General features: G+C 55.0%; 13 protein-coding genes and 3 pseudogenes. 1 reads left to right on the top strand and 15 read right to left on the bottom strand.

Annotation, left to right across the window (positions count from 1 at the left end):
- Positions 1 to 422: 422 nt before the first annotated feature.
- From MHI61_RS00600 to MHI61_RS00530, 15 genes and pseudogenes are all read right to left on the bottom strand, one after another.
- Positions 423 to 1104 (bottom strand): annotated as a pseudogene (locus MHI61_RS00600) (IS256 family transposase); the annotation flags it as partial.
- A gap of 39 nt (positions 1105 to 1143) precedes the next feature.
- The gene (locus tag MHI61_RS32705) at positions 1144 to 1449 is read right to left on the bottom strand and encodes a hypothetical protein (RefSeq protein ID WP_009996984.1); all 306 of its coding nucleotides are present in this window, start codon (positions 1447 to 1449) and stop codon (positions 1144 to 1146) included.
- Positions 1449 to 2924, bottom strand: coding sequence for an IS66 family transposase (locus MHI61_RS00590; RefSeq protein ID WP_029875541.1), 1476 nt, complete (start codon positions 2922 to 2924; stop codon positions 1449 to 1451). Before MHI61_RS00590 ends, MHI61_RS32705 begins: the two co-directional genes overlap by 1 nt.
- Before the next feature lie 72 nt (positions 2925 to 2996).
- Positions 2997 to 3344, bottom strand: a complete 348-nt coding sequence (tnpB, locus tag MHI61_RS00585; RefSeq protein ID WP_009996986.1) for an IS66 family insertion sequence element accessory protein TnpB — start codon at positions 3342 to 3344, stop codon at positions 2997 to 2999.
- Positions 3341 to 3703: a transposase gene (locus tag MHI61_RS00580; protein ID WP_029875542.1), complete on the bottom strand. Its 363-nt coding sequence runs from the start codon at positions 3701 to 3703 to the stop codon at positions 3341 to 3343. Before MHI61_RS00580 ends, tnpB begins: the two co-directional genes overlap by 4 nt.
- Positions 3704 to 3816: 113 nt before the next feature.
- Positions 3817 to 4170 (bottom strand): annotated as a pseudogene (locus MHI61_RS00575) (transposase); the annotation flags it as partial.
- Positions 4171 to 4359: 189 nt separating this feature from the next.
- Complete coding sequence (locus tag MHI61_RS00570; protein WP_008534369.1) at positions 4360 to 5589, bottom strand: alpha/beta hydrolase; 1230 nt, start codon at positions 5587 to 5589, stop codon at positions 4360 to 4362.
- Between the two features lie 129 nt (positions 5590 to 5718).
- The gene (locus MHI61_RS00565; RefSeq protein WP_004673291.1) at positions 5719 to 6408 is read right to left on the bottom strand and encodes a GntR family transcriptional regulator; all 690 of its coding nucleotides are present in this window, start codon (positions 6406 to 6408) and stop codon (positions 5719 to 5721) included.
- 120 nt (positions 6409 to 6528) lie between these two features.
- The gene (locus MHI61_RS00560; RefSeq protein ID WP_018247149.1) at positions 6529 to 7323 is read right to left on the bottom strand and encodes an N-acyl homoserine lactonase family protein; all 795 of its coding nucleotides are present in this window, start codon (positions 7321 to 7323) and stop codon (positions 6529 to 6531) included.
- The gene (locus MHI61_RS00555) at positions 7323 to 8450 is read right to left on the bottom strand and encodes a zinc-dependent alcohol dehydrogenase family protein (protein ID WP_004673287.1); all 1128 of its coding nucleotides are present in this window, start codon (positions 8448 to 8450) and stop codon (positions 7323 to 7325) included. Before MHI61_RS00555 ends, MHI61_RS00560 begins: the two co-directional genes overlap by 1 nt.
- 12 nt (positions 8451 to 8462) lie before the next feature.
- The gene (locus tag MHI61_RS00550; RefSeq protein WP_237350508.1) at positions 8463 to 9359 is read right to left on the bottom strand and encodes an MBL fold metallo-hydrolase; all 897 of its coding nucleotides are present in this window, start codon (positions 9357 to 9359) and stop codon (positions 8463 to 8465) included.
- A 340-nt stretch (positions 9360 to 9699) separates the two neighbouring features.
- Positions 9700 to 12257 (bottom strand): annotated as a pseudogene (locus MHI61_RS00545) (EAL domain-containing protein).
- Positions 12258 to 12688: 431 nt separating this feature from the next.
- Positions 12689 to 13888 (bottom strand): ABC transporter substrate-binding protein, encoded by a 1200-nt coding sequence (locus tag MHI61_RS00540; RefSeq protein ID WP_008534366.1) that lies wholly within the window; start codon positions 13886 to 13888, stop codon positions 12689 to 12691.
- A 184-nt stretch (positions 13889 to 14072) separates the two neighbouring features.
- Positions 14073 to 16586 (bottom strand): HAMP domain-containing methyl-accepting chemotaxis protein, encoded by a 2514-nt coding sequence (locus MHI61_RS00535; RefSeq protein WP_008534365.1) that lies wholly within the window; start codon positions 16584 to 16586, stop codon positions 14073 to 14075.
- A gap of 211 nt (positions 16587 to 16797) precedes the next feature.
- Complete coding sequence (locus tag MHI61_RS00530; protein WP_239789245.1) at positions 16798 to 17439, bottom strand: SDR family oxidoreductase; 642 nt, start codon at positions 17437 to 17439, stop codon at positions 16798 to 16800.
- A gap of 1304 nt (positions 17440 to 18743) precedes the next feature.
- Between MHI61_RS00530 and MHI61_RS00525 the strand changes: the two genes are divergently transcribed.
- Complete coding sequence (locus tag MHI61_RS00525) at positions 18744 to 19328, top strand: hypothetical protein (protein WP_239789244.1); 585 nt, start codon at positions 18744 to 18746, stop codon at positions 19326 to 19328.
- Positions 19329 to 19372: the final 44 nt, after the last annotated feature.

Here is a 19372-nt window from a genome sequence, read left to right as displayed (position 1 = left end):
TCATTGACGTGTTCCTAACCCGTCAATGACAGCACAGAGCTGTTGGCCTAGGCGCAGCTCTTGTCGGACTTGCGGCACGCTCCAGCAAATATGATAGAGAAGGAGAAGGACTGCCGGCGACAACTAGATCTAACAGCGGAAACTGGATCAAGGACATTTCGCAATTTTTGTCGAATAACCCCACGATGTCGGTCAGATGACGTCATGCGAGTGCCGACCTTCCGGAATAGCCGCATGCTGGTTCCGAATGCCCTCTATCGCAACGCTGTCGGCATAAGTTTAGTCCGGAATACAAGGTGATACGATCGTGTCCCGGGAGGTGGTGTAGGTCGCGGCTGATGGCCGTGCTTTCCCGACATGGGTCGGAAGGGGATATCAGCGTGCCACAGCGGGGCAGGCTGATTTGGGGCTCATCTCATTTGGGCCATGGTCTCAAGCGTCATATACTTGGCGCGTTGAACGGCCCATTCGTCATTCTGTTCGAGCAGCAGTGCGCCGACGAGACGGACGATGGCTTCGTCGTTCGGAAAGATGCCGACGACCTCGGTGCGTCGCTTGATTTCGCCGTTGAGACGCTCAATTGGATTCGTCGAGTGCAGCTTTGCCCGGTGCTCTTTCGGGAAGGTCATGTAGGCGAGCACGTCCTCTTCAGCGTCGTCCATGATGGTGGCAAGCTTCGGCACTTTCGGCCTGATTTGATCGGCGACACTGCGCCATTGTGCGGCTTGCTGCCTCCGGGGTCTCCTGGGCAAAGGCCGTCGCGATGAAGGCGGATACGACCCGCCTGCCGCTCTTTCCAGCATGCGCGAGCACGTTCCTCATGAAGTGAACCCGGCACCTTTGCCAAGTGGCATTGAGAACCTTGGAAACGGCAGCCTTGATGCCCTCATGTGCATCAGAGACAACCAACTTCACCCCGCGTAGACCGCGGCGCGTTAGCCTGCGCAGGAATTCCGTCCAGATCGGTTCGGCCTCCGAGGTGCCAACTTCCATACCCAGGACCTCGCGCCGACCGTCGTTATTGACGCCGACCGCGATAATGACGGCGACTGAGACGATGCGGCCGCCACGCCGGACCTTGAGATAGGTCGCATCCACCGTAAGCGTCCGGCGAACGCATTTTCGGGTGTCGAGAGATGGAATCTATAGGCCGCGTTTCATCTCATCGGCCATGATGCGGTCGATTATTTCAGGATCGCACTGTGTGTCGATGAGGAACTCGCGGATACCGCCGTCCCACGTCCTGATGTCGGCGAGTAGGCTTTGAAGTTCTTCGATGCCATTCTCGGTCAGACCCTTCGTGCCGTCTTCACTGCCATCGCCGACGTAAACCAGTTCGCCTTCGGAGATGTTGTCCGAGTTTGCGGTCACTTCTTCGATCAGTTCGAGGTTTTCGCCGATCATGCCGGCGACTTGGCTGAGTGTGTAGATGAACCTCGAGCGCGCCATCAGGCGGCCTCGCATCGAGCTTTTGCCGGCGTCCAGTTCCAAGGCAGGAGGTCTTCAATTCGGTCTTCGGGGTGATCCTGGATCCGGGTCAGGACATCCGTCAGATAGACCTCTGGATTATGGCCTTGCAGTTTGACCGTCTCGATGATGGTGAGGATGTTGGCGATGCGCTCGCCGCCCTTGTCCGAGCCGGCAAACAGCCAGTTCTTCCTTCCAATTCCAAGCGGACGCATGGCTCGTTCAGCGATGTTGTTGTCGATTTCGACACGGCCATCGTCGATGTAGACGCTCAAGGCTGCCCATCGCGACAGGGCATATCGCATCGCCTCGGCCAGCCTCTGCTTCTGAGGCAAAGTCGAGAGTGTCGCCTCGATCCAGGCCTTGAGTTCGTCCAGAACAGGCCGGGCATGGTGTTGGCGCAGGGTGCGCCGCTCGTCAGCCGACATGCCTCGGATACGGTTCTCGATATCGTAGAGAGCGCCGATGCGTGACAGCGCTTCCTCAGCGATCGGAGACGGCTTGAGCTTTATCACATCATGGAACTTGCGGCGCACATGCGCCATGCAGGCGGCTTCAATGATCTGGTTGCCATAGAGCTTCTTGTAACCCCCGTAGCCGTCGGCATGCATGACGCCGCTGAAGCTTGCCAGGTGATCAGCCGGATGTGCGCCCCTGCGGTCGGGGCTGTAGTAATAGGCAATGGCTGCGGGAGTGGCGGATTGATAGCCACTGCCGTCAAAGACGTAGACCCAGACCCTGCCGGTTTTTGTCTTGCCCCGCCCGGGGTCGAGAACATCGACCGGGGTATCGTCCGTATGTATTCGGTCGAGTGCGGCGATATGGGCCCTGATTAACAGGACAAGTGGTGTCAGCAATGCAGATACCCGGCCGACCCAGTCGGCCATTACGGATCGGGAGATGTCTATCCCCAACCGGTCGTACATCTCTGACAGGCGGTAGAGGGGAATGTGATCGTCGAATTTGGCGATCATGATGTGGGCGAGCAGCCCCGGCCCGGGTTTGCCGCGCTCGATCGGCAAGGTCGGCATCTCGCCAGCCACTGTCGTATCGCATTCCCTGCAGATCATGCGCTTCTCGACATGCCGGACAATCTTGACCGACGCCGGCACGTGCTCCAGCACCTGGACCACTCTGTCGGCCGCCTTCAGGAACGAAGTGCCACCGCAGGTCGGGCAATTGCAGGGAGCTTTCCCGGAGCGCTGTTCAGCCTCGGCCCGGGAGGCCTCGATCTCCTCCAACATCAGCTCGAATTGCTCGATCTTCCTGTCGATCTTTTCCGAAGACGCGCCATGTTGCCGATGTCGGAGAAGCTCCAGTTGCGCGCGAAGAAGCCCGATTATGGAGTCTCGCTTGATGACCTCGGCTTCCTGGCTCTCAAGTTTTGCCGCCTGTTCCGCGACGAGTGCGCGCAAAGTATTGAGCTCGTCCTGACTGTCCAGCGGCGCTGTTTCCATATCCGCGAAACTAGCCGATTTGCCTCTGACGCACCAGCGTTAAGCTTCCCATGCCCCTGCAAAATATAGCTTTTATCCCGTTCGGCCGGGAGCGGAAGTCCACGCCGGGCGTCGCCAATCGATCCCCTCAACGAGCATCGAAAGCTGCGCCTGCGTCAGGTGCGCTACACCCTCTTTCGCCGTCGGCCAGGGAAAGTATCCGCGCTCCAAAATCTTGTAGAACAGACAGAACCCCTGGCCATCCCACCAAAGAAGCTTGATCCGGTCCGCGCGTTTTCCGCGAAAGCCGAAGATTGCGCCCGAGCCCGGTGCCTCCCTCACGACCGTCTCGACCAGCGCGGACAGACCATCAATGCCACGCCGCATATCGGTCACTCCGCAGGCCAGATAGACCCTCACATTCCCCGATGGGCCGATCATACCGCCTCCACGCAAGCGACGAGCGGGCCAAGCAGCTTCAACTCAACGTCAACCGCAACCTTCAAGCTCCGACCGTTTCGAAGCAAGATCTCAACGATCGTCGGCCTTGTTGCTGCGGTAGACGGCTGGCTTACGCCAACCTCCTCCGTGATTTCCACCGGGAGGAACACCGTCGGCCGATCGGCATAGTTGAATGATTGCCGCCACAAGCGGATCTGGCCCGGATGAATGTCGTGCCGGCGCGCCACATCGCCAATGCGAGCACCGGGCTCATCAGCTTCCGCAAGTATCCTCAGCTTCGCCTCGTCCGACCAACGCCGTCTGCGCTCGGTACCGGACATGATCTCTATGCGAGCCATGAAACCTCTTCGTTCTGGTATTAATGTCAGCACTAATGCTGGTTCTAATGCCAGAACATCGCCTGATTTGGCCGATCAGCAAAAACAGCTCACCGTACGCTCACCATCCACCACAGGTCGTCGACAGAACGAGTCGAGATTCCCTGGATATACGCTTCCTGGATAACGGCCGTCAGAGCTTTCTCTGCCATGCGGCGCGGTTCAAGGAAGCTCGGAAAGTAGCTGCCCTTGCGCAGCTTCGGAATGCGAAGCTCGACGGTGCCAGCCCGCGTCTCCCAATCGCGGTCACGGTAGCCATTGCGTTGAGTGAGCCGCATCGGGTTCTTCACACCGAAGTCAGCACCCGTGGCCGAGCCGACCTCCAACTCCATCAGCCGCTCGGCAGCAAGACCGATCATCTCACGCAACAAATCTGCATCGGCACTCTTCTCAACAAGCGAACGCACGTTCATCATGTCATTGGTCATCGGTGATCTTTCCGTCAGGTTGGTCTTGAACAACCCGACCCTAGCGGAAAACACTGATGGCCGCCCGCAAAGCCGATCACCCGCTACAGCGCAACGAGAAGCGCGCGGGCGCTCGGCTTTACTCCCTACCGTCACCTACGCCACGTACTGGGACACGATCGGTAAATGGCCAACGCGGTTGCTTTGTGATCAGCCGTTATCTTCGACGAACCGAATAGCGTCTTGCAAGAAGCTCCGGAAATAGTCAGGATTTTCGCACATCGGAAAGTGCCCAAGCCCCTCCATAACGACATGACGGCTGCCAGGAATGAGGGCCGCTAACGCTGCTCCGTCTGCAGGCGTCGCAGAGTAGTCATAGGTCCCGGAGAGAAGAACGGTCGGTGTTCGCTTGGCATCAATCTTCGGACCGACGACGGCACCGTCGAACTCGTCGCTGTAGAACGAAAGATCGCCGGGATAAACTCCAGGAGCACCCTGCGAGTAGATCCAACTGGCGCGGCGTCGCTCTTCTTGCGGGCTGAGCGGGCTCATGATTCCGCGGACATAGGCTGAGTTATGAAGCGACCCATGAACGTTGACGTTGTGTTGAAAGGGGTTGCGACGGCCCTTTGACTTCAACGGCGGCTCGACCGCAATTACACCCATTAGACGTTCCGGTCGCTCCGCCGCCAGCACCATGCACATCGCCGCGCCCATAGATCCTCCAACGACGATAGCTCTGTCTCCGACGAGCTGGTCGAGTATCGCCGTGCACCAGGTCAGGTAGAGATCCGTTGTGAGTTGATAGGGCGAGCCGTCCCAAGTTAAAGGAGGCATCGAACGTCCGTGAAACGGCAGATCAACTGAGATCAATCGGTTCGTACGCGCAAACCCAGTGTCGGAGAGTTGCGGTAGAAACTGACGGCCGTCTGCGCCAGCCGTATGGAGGAAAAGGATAGGAGTTCCTGCACCGGCTTCCTCGTAAAAGATATCGTGTTCTACGCCGCCGACCTCTACCCGCTTATAGCGTCCGGTGACCTGTTCAATATTTCGATCGACCTTCGGCGCAACTAGGGGCGGAGACGCTACGACGATTTCGAACAGTCGCTCCAGAGCGGGACGCGCTTGAGCGATTGCTACGGGCGAACCAGATAACGTGAACTCAGGGTTAGCGAGTTGAAAGGCGGTGAACGAATGGTAGGTTGCCGGCGGCGGCACCTGCATAACCTTTTCCCAAGCTCCTTCTGGGGCACTCAGTATGACGTCAGCATTTTCGTCCGCGCCGTCCAGTGCGACTATCCCGCCTCCCACAGCAAGTGATGACTTTTCTGGTCCAACTTGCAACGAGATCCGTGTTGTAAGACCTGGGGTCAGTCGCGGTAGCTCCGGATCTTCGATCGCCAGGGTTACGCGTTTAATCAGCTCGGCATGGGCGCCCATACGTCCTCCCTAACAAAATGATGTTGTTGGGAAGCCGCACTTCCTGTGTCTCACCTCCCATAAGAGAGGTAAGCAGATTTTCAGACAATCTGTCAACCTTAGCCGTCGCCTGAACTTCGTTTTGTGGAACTACTCGGAGGTTTCGACGGGGTTCTTGCTCAAGTAGTCCAACGCCACCTTAGCCGCGATTTCGATATGGCGCTTGCAAAGCGCGGCTGCCCTGTCGCCATCACGCAACGCAATAGCGGCCGCAATCTCTCTTATTTCGAAAACGCTGTTCTGCAGCCGCCCTGGCTGGGTCATCGATGTCATCCGCAACAATGTGACCCGGTTGTGCAACGACGTGAGCATTTGCTTCACAAACACGTTCTTGCTGCCGGTCATCAAACAATCGTAAAAAGCGGTCTTGGCTTCGATGATCCGCGTTCCGGAACCGCTCTTGGCTGCGGCTTCGAACGCTTCCACGGTCTCGAGGAGAGCAACGATCTCTTCATTCGAACCGTTCTCGGCGAACTCCTGGCCGGCAAAGCTTTCAAGCAGCGCGCGTACACTATAAAGCTGCCTAGCCTCCTCGTAGCTGATAGTGCTGACAACCGGCCCCCGATGCGGATAGCTAGTAATAAGCCCTTCAGCTTCTAACTGGCGTAGCGCCTCGCGAACTGAAGTTCGGCCAACCCCGATAAGTTCGCACAACTCGCGCTCCACCAGCCGCTGCCCGGGCTTGAAACGGCCACTTGAAATAGCCTGCCGGAGCTTATCCTCAACAAGGATTCGAAGAGAGGCGTTTTGACGTCTAATCTGGAGGTCGATCGTTCCCATTCACAACAAACCTTCGATGAAATTTCTAGTGACGCACAGAATCAATATACTGCCGGAGCGTTTCGTAGGACAACCCGATTGTCTGCAAACAGCAAAAAATTTCAATCGGTTTATTGTGGGTCACAGGAGAACTCTAGCGAACTGGAGGTCTGGCGCAAGGGGAGAAAATTTCTGTAGCACCTCAGGGTCATGACCCGGAATGATGAGTCCGTTTGCTCCGGCAAGGACGCGGAGCTTGTTGTAACCCTCGATGACCTCTAGGTAATCTGCAAACAGGGGAAACGCGCCGTCATTTTCAAGATAGTGCTGGAAATGAAGCGCGTCGGAAGCGATAACCAGCAAAGCGCCGCCTGTTGCCACCGTAACAACTTGCAAACCTTTCGAGTGACCGCCAACCAGATGCACCCTGCATCCAGGAACAATTTCCCCATCCCCATCATGGAACCGTACCCGTGACTGAAAAACGAGCCGGACCGCGTCGACGACACCTTCTGTAGCAAAAGGCCGACGCATTCGCTCATGGCACATACACCGCCCCGTTCCATACGCCATCTCCCGATCCTGAATGTGAAAAGTGGCGTTAGGAAAGGCCGGGAGGTTTCCGGCGTGATCGTAGTGCAGGTGTGTCACAACGACATCAGTAATTTCGCTGGATTTGATGCCAAGGCTGCTCAGTGCTGCCACCGGATGGATCAAGAGGGTCCGCCCTCTGGCCGCGCCCTCTCCGGCTTCGAAACCAGTGTCAACAAGAATTAATCGGTCCTCGAGACGGATCAGCCACACGAAGTAGTCGATTTGTGATGGACGATCATGAATGTCATTCGTCTCTAGTATCAGGTCACTTACTGGTCTTTGCGCGGTGCCGTAATGGATGGCGAGCACTGTCCACTCGTTCAAGAGAATTCTCCCCGCCATCAGTCCATCAAGACTAGGTGTCGATTGATCTCGGCCCTGTCAAGACGGTCGAAAACCTCATTGATCTCATCAAGGGGGCCAGTGCTCGACAGCAATTTGTCCACTGGCAGCTTACCTTTGAGGTAAAGGTCGATATAGCGGGGTATGTCGCGCGATGGCACGCAGGAACCCATATAGCTGCCCTTGATCGTTCTCTCCTCTCCGACCAACGGCAAGGGCGAAACCTCGAAACGGGAATTTGCGCTGGCCAGTCCGGCCGTAGCGGTCATCCCTCCGCGCCGGGTAATCTCATATGCAAGCTCGAATGCCTTTTTGGATCCAGCCATCTCTATCGCGTAGTCTACCCCGCCGCTTGTCGCGCCTTTTACTTGGGCAACAATATTCGGCGAGGTGGCCAAAAAAGTCTTCGTCGCTCCCAGCTCCTTGGCAAGATCCAGCTTCGCTTGGATTAGGTCGATCGCCACGATATCGCTTGCACCGCTCGCAACAGCGCCAAGTATCGCCGAAAGGCCTACGCCGCCGAGCCCGATTACCGCCACACTACGGCCTGGGCGGACCCCACACGTGTTCATCACAGCTCCAACGCCGGTCATAACGGCACAGCCGAAGAGAGCAGCTGTCGCCAAATCGATATCTTTGGTCACTTTGACTACCGAGCTCGCCGACACGACAGCATATTCGGAAAACGCAGAAACGCCGCTATGGTGGTTAATTTCGTATCCTCTCAAACGGATGTGCTTGCCGCCGGATAGAAGCGTTCCTGCAGCATTGGCCTGGTAGCCCGGTTCGCAGAGGCTGGCGCGGCCTTCAGCGCAATATGAGCAATGGCCACAAACCGGCAGAAATGACATGACTACATGGTCACCAACCTCAACCTTCTCGACACTCGGTCCGATTGCTGCGACGACGCCAGATGCCTCATGGCCTAGAGCGACTGGAAGCGGACGCGGTCTGTCCCCATTGATTGCGGACAGGTCAGAGTGGCAGACACCGGCAGCCTTGATCTTGACCAACACCTCCATGGGGCCAGGCGGCGTCAGTTCCACAAGCTCAATCTTAAGAGGTTTCGAATTTGAATAGGGCTTCGGCAGACCCGACTCCCTGAGGATTACCGAACGCATCTGCATCTTTGAAATTCCTTATCGATGTGCAAGCAACTGCATTGGAGAGGGGATATAGCGGAATCCGTCTCCGTTTCGCACCACATGCCCGGCACCTGGCCATGCGAAGTGATAGGACATTACCGCAATGCGATCTGTCGCCAGCATATCAAGCACGCGCGTGCGGGATCTAGCTGACAGCTTCGGGTCCGTGTCGTATCGGAATTCCATCATCGGCCTCTCCATCAACAGGATATGATGGTGCGTAAGGTCGCCGAGAAAACAGAGGCGATCGTTTCCCGACTGCAGCATAAAACAATGATGACCGAGCGTGTGGCCGGGGGCCGAAATCGCGTGAACGCCCGGCAAGAACTCCTCGCCGTCTTTGAAAAAGAAGGTCCGATCCTTGTGGGGAAGCAGGTTTCGCCGAGCGTTATCGATTTGAAATTGAAATGAAGAATCGATCGACGACCCGTCCGTCCAGTCCGTGAAGTCTCGCTCACTGATGAAGATGTCGGCGTTCGGGAAATTTAACCTTCCATTGGCATCGCACAGACCGCCGATATGATCGATATGGGCGTGCGACAGAACCACCGCATCGATCTCCGTCGGATCTCGACCTGCCTCTCTCAGGCTGGCTAGGAGTCGACCTGTGGTGGGCCCGAAAGCTTTGGAAGACCCCATCCCGGTATCAAATAGAATTGTTCTTCCATTTATCTCAACAAGCGGCACGTTTTGCTCGAGTACAACTTTGTTCGTTGGCAGGAAATTGTCCTCTAGCATCAGGCTGACCGTGCGTGGCTCTACCCCCAAGAAGTTCAGGCGAGGATCTCCTAGCTCTAACGGCCCGTCGGACAGTACCGTGATTTTTCCATCGCCAAATTCGAACGGATAAAAATACGGAAGCTTGGCCAGGTGATGCATACTAAGAGACACTGATTTTCCTCCCATCAGGTGCTTGGCGACATTTTTGGCAGATTGTATGATAATCTGTCAAATATTTTTGAAGAAAGCCATATCGAGAGCGACTGCCTTGCTTTAGGAGCCGGTGTACCGCGTTTTCCCCGGCCTACCGAATGCCGCGCAGTAGGAGCAGAGCATTCGAGAATGCGGCTCGCGGGGCCGCACAACGCATGGTCGTTGACCCAGCGTTGCCCCCTGTTCCGCGAAAAACCGCAGACATTCAGAGATTGACGAGGCTCAAGTTGAGTTGTCTCACAGCGCGCACCGCATCACCGTCCATCAGACAGGTGACATTTTCCCTTATTCGCGCTCATCATCGCGAAGCGGCGTAACGATCTGAAACGAAGCCGGTGGCGGACGCGCGCACCCAAAGAGCGATCAATTCCATCTTCGGCAGGGCCTTGCTGTAAAAGAAGCCTTGCGCCGAACCGCATCCGTTCGCTGCGAGAAATGCTGCCTGCTCGGCGGTCTCAACACCTTCCGCCACCACGTCCTGCCCAAGACATTGTGCAATGGACAGAATCGCTTTGACCAATTCTTCGTTCCTTTTGTCCGAGCTATTTATGAATGACCGATCGATCTTCAGCGTGTCGATCGGGAAGCGGGCTAGATAGTTGAGCGCCGAGTAACCGGTGCCAAAATCATCGATAGCAATCGAAAATCCCATTTGACGCAGCTTAAGAAGCGTCTGCAGGGTCTCGCCCTTCCGATCGAGAAGCAGACTCTCCGTGATTTCGATTTCGATCCATTCCGCGCGGCAACCGGTTTCACCGAGGATTGCAGCGATCTCGTTTACCAACCGTGAGCATTGGAATTGCTTACCCGAAAGGTTGACTGCAATCTTGTGCAGGTGGTGGCAATCGGCGTTCAGCTCCTTCGCCGTCTTGCACGCTTCACGCAGCACCCATCGCCCGAGTTCAACGATCAGCCCGGTATCCTCAGCGACCGGAATGAATCGAACCGGCGGAATCATGCCCATCTCGGGATGAGGCCATCTCAACAACGCTTCCGATCCTATCATTACGCCGCTGTCCAGAAGCACCTTGGGCTGGTAGTGCAGCTCCAATTCTTCGCGCTCGATAGCGCGGCGCAATTCAGATTCCAACTGCATGCGCTCCTCCACGCCCACAGTCAAATCCTTCGAATAAAAGCGAAAACTGTTTCTCCCCGAGCGTTTGGCAAGATACATCGCAGAGTCGGCGTATTTCACCAGATCGTTGACATCTGTGCTGTCGTCGGGCGAGATCGCGATGCCTACACTGCATGACACGTAGACTTCCTTGCCATCCAATAGGAAAGATTCCTTGAATCTCTCGAGGATCGAGCACGCAACCCAATCGAGATCGTCGGTTGTCTGGATTTCCGGCAACAGAATCGCGAACTCGTCGCCGCCGAGACGCGCAACCGTGTCGAGATCGCGGACAGATTTCTTAAGCCGGGTAGCGACCTGGCAGAGTAGTTGATCACCCACAGGGTGACCCATCGTATCGTTCACGACTTTGAAATGGTCGATGTCAATCAGCATTACCCCTGTCCGCCGACGTTGAGACGACGCGTCACTGACGACCTTTTGCAATCGCTCGTTAAACAGCAAGCGGTTCGGCAAAGAAGTCACCGGATCGTAAAAGGCCATTTGCCTGATTTTTTCCCGCGAGGCGTTCAGTTCCGTGACATCGCGAGAGACCCCGAGGACTCCTGTAACCTCTCCCCGGCGCCGAGGACCGCAAGTTTACGTGTTTCGAGAAGAATGGACTGACCGTTCTCCGGGGAAACCACCCAATTCTCGTCGATAAGTATGCCACCGGCTTCGATCGTGGCCTCATCAGATTTTCCGGAAATGTGAGCTCTCTCAGCCCCGAACAATTCAAGGTCCGTTTTTCCAACGACCTCCGCCTCCGATTTCCCGGTCAGCCGCTCAAATGCATGATTGCACAACAGGTGTACGCCATCGACATTCTTTACCCAAACCATGTCAGGAATGGTTTGCAGCACACTTAGCAATTGCGTCCGCACGGAGTTGATGGCGTCTTCCGCCTGCCTTCGTTCCGTGACATCACGCGAAAATGCCAGGAGCGTGGTGGCGGCGTCAGGATCGGCGCTTGGTCGTCTAGCCACCGACAACTCGAACCATCGGGTCTCGCCGTTTGGCAAGGATACGCTAATGCATCGACCGTAGGCAACTCCTTCACTGCTTGCAGTTCGAAGCGCCTCCATTGCAATAGCCGCTTGATCAGGCGCAAGAACTTGGTCGACCGTCCTACCCAGTAGCATTTCCCGCTGCTGGGCTAGTAGTTCGGGATTTCTGGTCCAGACCTGAAGATATCGCCCATCCTCGTCGACCTCAAACAGAACGTCTGGAATAGCGGTGACGATCCCTTGGGCTAGTTCGAGAGCGTTTTTGAGTTCCTGCTCCGCCAACTTGTGTTCGGTTATGTCGATGATAACGCCAATCAGACCCGCGGGCTCGTCGTCGTGACCTCTGAAAACTGCCTTGTTGCAGACAACATCCAGGATGGCGCCGTTTGCGAGAGCGATCTTACGCTCGGAGACTTGGGCTCCACCCCTTTCAAGAAGGCCTTTCTCTTCAATAGAATAAATTTCCGCCAGTTGCGTTGAACTGAGATCAAAATCTGTATTCCCGATGATCTCGTCGCGCGAGCGACCGAGGAGATCTTCGAAAACCTTGTTGCAACCGACATAGCGACCGTGCAGATCTTTGAAGAAAATTGGGAGGGGCAACACGCCGATCAATGCTTCAAGCAGCGCTCCTCGGTCGGCTGAGGTATCATGATGCAGCGCTTCGTCTCTCCGGCGATTGCGCCTTTTCTGAAAAAAGGAGCGTTGCCAAAGCGGTTGTAAAGTCGAATTCATCGTGAAGCTCCTTACCGAGGGCCAAGACAGATGCATCATCCATCCGATCAGGAATTCCGGGAACGCCACCCAAATCATTCGAGCAACAAATTGATGCAGATATGTCAGTAAGGCGTCGAACCGCGCGTCGGCCTGAGCCGGATAGTGCGGTCGGAAATGAACTTTGCTTTCACATTCGAAGCAACAACCTTCGCGGCAGCACGTAGATTGAAAGGCGCAATGAGTATGTTGTCCCGTTTGGCGAGAGGAGGGCCGGAGGAAGAATGCTACCGCGGAGCAAATATGTTCGTTGGAACCGGATCGCTTGTCTCATGTCTCCTGAGGCGACCCGGGCATTTCCCAATTTGAACTGTCATTCCTTAGCGCAGCCTACCTTGCACGAGAGCCGATCATGAAGGCACCGCATTCCACACAGACCCCGCATGCGATCTTCAATCGGCCGGCTTCCAGGAGAGCGGATCCGCTGGGTTATCGAAATATTTAGCAGCAGCGCTGGCAGACCACCAAGCTGTATTCTTCGGCTCGATCCAATCCTCAGAGTTAGGATCGCAATCAGCTGGCAAATCCGCCATTACATCCTCTATGGTACTGGGAATTGCTGGCCGCAGGATTGTCTGAATTTTGGGGCCCTGTCCCTCAAGAGTTCGCATCATTACGTCCCATACGAAACCCGCCTCAGAGCGCGGCGGCCAGAAATGAAAACTCTTGCTTACGAAGTCGGGGTTCCGTCGCCAGTAACAGGCTGCCGAAGCTTCGCCCCCTAGAACGATTGGGATCATGTCGCGCCCGGACTGGCGCACCGCGTTGATAACACCATTCTCAGCTCCCGACTGAACGATAATACCATCAATTCGACCGGGATTCGCTGCAAGGAATTTTTGCACCTCGGCCTGCGCGACCTTGTCTGTCCACTTCCCGTCGACATGACCTACGATCTTTATCTCGGGATAATACTCCAGAGCCTTCTTTGCGCCGACGTCAAAGCTGTCCGAGGAGGCAAAGCCGGAGATCCCCGAAACGAGAAGCACATTGCCACTTCCTTCGATTTCTTCAGCGAGCCACTTCGCCGCCTCAAACCCGCCTTGCATGTTGTTCTCAGTTGCGTTGACGGCGAACGGCGATGTTACGTAACCAGAGTACGAGAACACAGGCACTCCTTTTGAATACGCATACTCTATCGTAGGATTAAGCGCCGTGAGGTTCGAACAGCAGATAATAATTGCATCAACGCCGTCGTCTACCATCTGCCGCATCTGCCTGATCTGGACAGCGTCTTCAAGATTTGACTGGGTGACGATGAACTCGGAGACCAGCCCCGCTTTCTTGAAAGCTGGAACAATCTTGTTTGTGAACTCATCAAGAATACTCGCACGCCAAGAATTGTCAGCATATGTCGATGCGTACCCAATTTTCCACGGCGGTGCTCGCTGTGCCTTAAACGTGCGGAAGACAGATTCACCTGTAGGCAACTTTGGATCGAGCAACTCGTAGGTTTTTCGTTCCTCCCGCGGCAATTCCGTAAGGCCACCGGCGGCCGCTACAGAAGGGATCACCAAGCCGGTGATTAGAATAATGGCTCTTGTAATTTCACGTATGCGCACGGATTTGATACCTCTCGTGTCTCTGAGCATTGCAAAGCAGTTGATCTCTTGAAGGTTGATCGGCTCTAGGTGGGTTTTTTACAGTCAGACGGGCGGCGAAAGGGAGACCAAGAGCCTAAGGCCGGATTTCGCTTCCGTAAGCGGATTTCCCTTCAGTAGAACGCCGCTATCACAGTGGCCATCCGACGCGTGGCAGTCCCGTTCGATGCGTAGCTTACGCCACTAACCTAACCCGACGCGTCGACTTATCTTCGGTCAATTTGAATGAAGCGAGCCGCTCGCTGAGTTCGTTAGTCTGATCCGAGAGAGTCTTTGCCGCGGCATTTGTCTGCTCGGCCATGGCAGCGTTTTGTTGTGTTCCCTGGTCAAGTACATTGACGTTATTGTTGATCTCGGCGAGGGACGCCGCTTGCTCGCGGCTCGAATTGACGATTTGATCAATCCGATCGGAAATCTTCAAGATCGACGCCGTTATGTTGTGTAACGCCTCACCTGCTTTCCCCACGTAATCTGAGCCGATCGCCACCTCCGAAGAGGATTCCGAAATCAGGTGGCGAATCTCGCGGGCTGCAGCTGATGATTTCTGGGCAAGTTCGCGCACTTCCTGGGCTACGACTGCAAAACCCTTTCCGGCATCTCCAGCACGAGCCGCCTCGACACCAGCATTTAGTGCCAAAAGATTTGTCTGGAACGCAATCGTATCGATCAAACCAATGATTTGGCCGATCTTGTGGGACGCGTCTTCTATTCTGCCCATTGCGTTGATCGCATCGGTCACAATGGTTGCCGCACCCTCGGCGTGTTCTTTAACAACGGACACGAAAGCCTGGGTTTCATAGGCATTCTCGGATGATTTTCTGACCGTGACCGTCACCTGTTCGACGGCGGCCGCAGCCTCCTCCAGTGAGGCGGCTTGCAATTCAGTTCGCCGCGACAGATCATCTGAGGCTTTGAAAAGCTCGCTGGTTCCCCATTGAATTTGATTGGTATTCTCGTCGATATGAGACACTGTCTCTCTCAGGATCGAAAGCGAGTGATTGAAATCGCGCCTCAGCGGCTCAAGATTGGGATGGAATTGGCGGTCAATTTCTTGAGAGATGTCGCCACGCGCCAATCGAGATAACGCCTCTCCTAGAATGGTGACGGCAGTTGCGACCTCCTCCTCCATCTGAGCGCGTTCGCGTTCACGATCCATCCGCTCCTGTTCAACGGTTTTCCTATCGGCTTCCGTTCGTGTCTCGATGTCCATCTTCGAGACAGCATTTTCACGGAAAACCTCGAGTGCGCGAGCCATTTCACCTATTTCGTCTCTCCGGTCACGTCCGACAATCTGCGATCGAAGATCGCCCTTTGCCAGCTCTTGCATGCGCTTCGCGATCCGTTCGATCGGGGCGCGAAGTGTCGCCATCAGGCCGGCGCCAGCCGCCAAGGCTACCAAGACGCCGGACACTGTGGCGATAGTTGACAGCAAGCGGGCAAGATTGCTTTCATTGCGAGCATCGTTTTCCTGAGTTGCTGCAAAAGTTACGAGGTTTTTCCAGATCTCCTGACCGGTTTTGTCCGCCTCAGAATATTGCGCTTGGCGGGCTTCCGCTATCTTGACCAGCTTCTCTGTGTTCTCTTGGATAGAATCCACCTGGGCGAATAGATCTTCCTGCATTTTATCGAAGCCAGATATCGAGCTGGCAACGCCTCCAACTGCCACGGTGTCACGCGCCAATTTTGTAAGTTGCTCAACGAGGCGCTGCTGATTCTCTGCGTTGGCTGTACGGAACAGGTTATTGATTTCGATTTCGATCGAATCGGCGTCCTGGCCGATCGTTGTCGCCGTCGCAACAAGCATTTCGGAATCCGTCAACGCTTTATCCAACGCCCGGATCGCATTTGTTCCTTCAATCATGTGCTGGATCGCATCCACTCGCAGGTTCGTCGCAAAGCTCTGTAGGTCAGAGCCGGCAAGCCGTGTGGAAGGGTCGACAAATTCGGGGTTGGCGATTAGCTTGGCGATAGTCCTCTCAATTTTAGTAACGGCCTGCTCGTCAGCAGTCGAGACTACCCGCTTAACTGTTTTTAGCGACTTTTTGATCACAAGCCCTTGCTGGGCGACAGTCGGAGGCTGCTTCGCTCCGTCCGGCAAGCTCACCAAGTCTTCCGCCATGTGTTGCATAACTGATGCCGTATCGAGTGAGCGGGTAGCCTCCCGGAGCATGGTTTTCCCGGAGTTCTCCTGATTGCGTACTTGTGAGCGCACATCAACCGCAGCCAATTTAAGGGCGCCTCCGACCTCCTTGATCTTCGACAAGTTGGAAACAATGTCGCTGCGAACGGATTCCTCGTCATTATGCAAAGACCACATGCGGCCGATGCTGCCCGAGATAACGGACATTGCCGATACACTGTTTTCGAGCGCACCAGTTTCGCTCCCGCTACCTGCCGCCGCTTCCTGGAGCGACTGCATGGTTGCGCTCTGCCCGTTTAAACTTGTCAGCGCCTCATCTCGGTACTCCGTTGAGCTTTGCGCCAAAAAGCGGTTCATGCTTTCCGCGACACTTCGAAACCCGCTCAAGGTCTGAAGAACCTCATTTGAAAGCCGAAGACGAGACTGAAGCAAGCCAGTTGCTTTTAAGCCGACCCCACCAACTGCCGCCAATATCAGGATCAAGGGTACAAGTACCAATAACACCTTTGCTCTTATGGTAAAGGTGGATAACAGGCGATCGACGAACATACTTACCTCCAAAGGGCTCAAACGGTGCTGGGGCCTCGCTTTTGGAATAGTAATGTTTGAGCCTGAACGAACATGGATAAGAGTTTCACTAAAACAATCGAAACTTTTTTACGTGTTGTTAGGATTTGACCTCTTACCCATTGCGTCTTTCGAGAAACTTAACGGAAGGTTAATACCTGCAGATTTGCCGGATCAGAACGTGGGAGTGGATCTATCTGCACCGAGGATCGATCTCCAGCACGTTCCCTGTCAGCTTTCCGGACAGTTCCGAATTCGCCAGGAATTGCACGGCGTGGATCACTGTTCGAAGCACGTCATTTTCGCTTGAAGACGTAGAGTTCACATCGCTGGCGTGTACAGCATTTATCCTCAGCCCGGAACCGAAATATTGCCTAGCAATTGCGGAGGTAGTAGTGCGCAACGCCGCTTGAAGGACGGCTTCTGCTTCCAGCGAGGTCGTCTCTTCGAACCATGCGACGTTCACTACGGCAAGCTCCGCGCCCTGAAGTCGAGAGCTAAAGGCACCTGTAACTCTGATTAGATTGGATACGGCATCAAGCCCCAGATTCGCGCTGGATAGCGATCCCGTTACAGTTTGGGTTGTTTCATTTCTGCGGAAAACTATGTTCACCAGAACGTCGACCCGTCTCCAGCGCAAATACACCTGGTCAGCCATTGAGTTGACGTAAACGTCTCTGTTCGGGTTGACTTTGACCGGTAAAAAATTGTTTCCCTGGCCTTCAGCCAGGGAGGCGAAGTCGGCGGGATTGGCGTCGCCTACGGCGACCCGATAGCCTTTTTCTATAAATGAGCGCGCCAAACAAAGACCAACAGGATTTGACGCGCCTATCAAGACACAGACTTTTTCCCCAGGAGAAATGTTGGCGTCACTGTCACGTTCAACCAGTACCTCGGTCGATGGAGTATGACACGCCTTGTGAGTCAGAGACGCTTGTATCACGCGCCGGTCGCCGCTTCCGGCAGATTAAGAAGGTCGACAATTTGTGCATTTTTGGCCAAGTTTAGCACTTATAACTCCCGGTCCGTCGCTGCGTCTCCCGCGAACAAGCAATGCGCGGGCGATATAGTAAAATTTTTGTCCGACAATCTGTCAATTCCTTTTTTGCGATTTTCGGCGGACACATGTCGAGACCGGCGTCATTTTGAGGCCTCATGCACGCAATGCCGTAAGCATCGGTATTCCGACACCCGGTTGAGTTTGATGTGGTCTTTCCTGTTAGTCTTCTCTCGCCGCCACGTTCCGATTTGATCGCGCTTTTCGCGTTCGCGCGGCACAGACAACAGCACGCCTATGGCAGCACAAGCTGTTTGACCATCATCAGGTTTCGTCCTTAAGCTCTTCTTTTGCCCAATCAGACGCCCGGAGTCCGTACCCGCTAAGAAGAGCGCAAAGTCAACTCAATGCGACGAGGCGCGGCTTACGCATTGATATTTGCCGCGACCGCCTCGCTTAGTAGGCCAAAAGAACTCGTCGACGTCTTTGCGTCTCCGAGTGTTGAGCCTGGAGCGTGCCTCTCTTATACGTCATAACCGAAGTATGCTGATGCGCAGGTTAAGAGGACCAGCGTGTGGCGAAATCGTGGGGCCATCCTACAGCACAATCATTTTTCTCCGTGTCGACTCAACGGCCTCCAAGGTCGGTTGGCGTAGGTTCTCTCCCACTCATAGCACTCCCACCCTTCCCGTGACGGGCTGCGATCGAAAGCAGCCCGTCACCCCTCGCCTTGGGAGGCATCTTTAGATTGATTTGCCGTGCGGGAACTCCACTAGAACCGTGGCAGATTTCCCTGATGCTGCCTTGCCTTTGATCAGGAATAGCATTAACGTATATCAGACAATCTGTCAATCTGTTCGAGGCTTGTGGAAGCCAGTCATCGCATCATTAGAGGCTTCCCAACTGCAGCGCTGAAAAACTAGGAGGCCATCTCGAGCGGGAGAACGTGGATGTCGGTGCTGGTGATGATCCGCCATGACGAAAGCCTAGGGAATGAGAGATTCAACCGGCCTCCACAAAGGTCCGAATCGGTCATGTACGCGATCAAAATCGCTCGCACGCCATCCGGTCTCGAGCTTTGAAGGTTTGGAAAACTAGTCCCGGCATGTGCGAGTTGGTGTTCATAGATAGGTTTATATTGGATGACCGAAAGTTTGTTCAGCAAGCCCGATGAAGGGACCTTAGTGAAAGACAACTTTATCGAGGGCTCCGATCCCGAACGTCTTTTGCCTTTGATATCATCGCCCCTGGCGTCCTCTGACCTTGCTCAACACGACAGTAGATCGCTTAACTCTCGCTGCAGTCGAATTTCCCTTGATGGTTTTGGCGTTGCGGATGCCCATCATGAAGGGGCGTTCTCGGTCATGATAGATTCCCCAGTTGACGTCGTAACGGTCTTCCTGCCGGCGTCCGGGAATGCAGTCTTTCATTGGTCTGGGCAACAGGTAGAGTCGCCGCATGTTGCAAATGCTCCGCTGAATGCCCGACAAGATGGCATAAGATCTCAACTGTCATTGACGATCGATACGCAATCCTTGCGTGACAAGCTTTCTCGCATGCTCGATCGGACGATCAGCGGAAATCTGCAAATTCAGCCGACCCTTGATCTTGCATCGAGCGCGGGAACGCTCATGCGAGAACTAGCCCTGTCTGCCCATCGCGGCCTCAGTGCCGGGGGGCTCTGCGACAATGCCCGTCGGCCTATAGCTCGCTCCTCGACGCGATAGAGTACCTTTTGATCGAAAGCTGTATGCATCGCTATACCGATGAA

It is taken from the genome of Rhizobium sp. K102 (assembly GCF_022385315.1).
Classification (GTDB): Bacteria; Pseudomonadota; Alphaproteobacteria; order Rhizobiales; family Rhizobiaceae; genus Rhizobium; species Rhizobium croatiense.
Note: the sequence above shows the minus strand (reverse complement) of the source record. Positions and strands in the feature narration are given on the sequence as shown.